2 protein-coding genes are annotated in these 1,502 nt (G+C 74.7%); both read left to right on the top strand.

All coding sequences use genetic code 11. The features are described 5' to 3' along the window. The coding region (locus CCN56_RS38515; protein ID WP_256962398.1) for a PD-(D/E)XK nuclease family protein at nucleotides 1–880 on the top strand (880 nt) is incomplete at its 5' end. A 10-nt stretch (nucleotides 881–890) separates the two neighbouring features. Further along, a partial coding sequence (locus CCN56_RS38520) for a M20/M25/M40 family metallo-hydrolase (protein ID WP_143664785.1) occupies nucleotides 891–1,502 on the top strand: 612 nt, incomplete at its 3' end.

Consider the following 1,502-nt stretch of genomic DNA (forward strand, 5'->3'; position numbering starts at 1 on the left):
CTCGGGGGAGGGCGGGCACACCCCCACGAGCACGGCGCCCGACCTCCCGGACCCCGACCCCGAGGACCTCTGGCCGGACGAGGAGGAACCCGTCTGGGACGAGGAGACCCTCCCCGAGGACACCCACAAGGACGCGATCCCGGCGCCCCGGGAGGAGCGGCACCCCCTGACCCCCGAGGACACAAGAACCGTCGCGTCCTGGGACCGAGACCTCACCGCCCTCACCGCGGAGCTCCGCCGCGCCCGCGCGACCACCCGCGACGTCCTCCTCCCCGCGTACCTCTCCGCCTCCCAGGTCCTGCGCCTCGCCGCCGACCCCGACGGCTTCGCCCAGGAGCTGGCCCGGCCGATGCCCAAGGCGCCGCAGCCGGCGGCCCGGCGGGGCACCCGTTTCCACGCGTGGGTGGAGTCCCGCTTCGAGGAGCTCCCGCTGCCGTTCCTCGGCCCGGAGGAGCTGCCCGGCGGCGAGGACTTCGCGGGGGAACCGGAGATCCTCGACGAGCGGGACCTCGACGAGCTCAAGGAGGCCTTCGCCCGCACCCCGTACGCCCACCGCACCCCGTACCGCGTCGAGGTCCCCGTGCACCTCTCCCTCGCGGGCCGGGTCGTGCGGGGCAGGATCGACGCCGTCTACCGGGACCCGGACTCGGGCGCGTACGAGATCGTGGACTGGAAGACCAGCCGGGACCGCTCCGCGGATCCGCTCCAGCTCGCGATCTACCGGCTCGCCTGGGCCGAGCAGCACGGCCTCGCGCCCGAGGAGGTGGCCGCCGCCTTCGTGTACGTCCGAACGGGTGAGGTCGCCCGTCCGAGCCGCCTGCCCGGCCGTGCCGAGCTCGAGGCGATCCTGCTGGGTGGGGCACCCCCGGACGCCGGATAGGCTCGGAGCCATGAGCGAGACCCCGGACAACGCCGTCCACGCCGTACGCACGTACATCGAGCAGCACCGCGACGCCTTCCTCGGCGACCTCGCGGACTGGCTGCGCATCCCCTCCGTGTCGGCCCGGCCGGACCGGGCCGGGGACGTACGGCGCAGCGCCGAGTGGCTCGCCGCCAAGCTCACGGAGACCGGCTTCACCGCGGTCGAGGTGTGGGAGACCGCCGGCGCTCCTGCCGTCTTCGCGGAGTGGCCGTCCGGGGACCCGGACGCCCCGACCGTCCTCGTCTACGGCCACCACGACGTGCAGCCGGCGGCCCGTGAGGACGGCTGGCACACGGACCCGTTCGAGCCGACGGTGGTCGACGGCCGGATGTACGCGCGTGGGGCGGCCGACGACAAGGGGCAGGTGTTCTTCCACACGCTCGGCGTCCGCGCGCACCTCGCCGCCACCGGCCGCACCGCCCCCGCCGTGAACCTCAAGCTGCTGATCGAGGGTGAGGAGGAGTCCGGCTCGCCGCACTTCCGGGAGCTGGTCGAGGCGCACGCGGACCGCCTCGCCGCCGACGCCGTGATCGTCTCCGACACCGGCATGTGGTCCGAGACGACCCCGACCGTGTGCACC

Source organism: Streptomyces sp. NRRL B-24572, from assembly GCF_002156145.1.
Lineage (GTDB): Bacteria > Actinomycetota > Actinomycetes > Streptomycetales > Streptomycetaceae > Streptomyces > Streptomyces vietnamensis.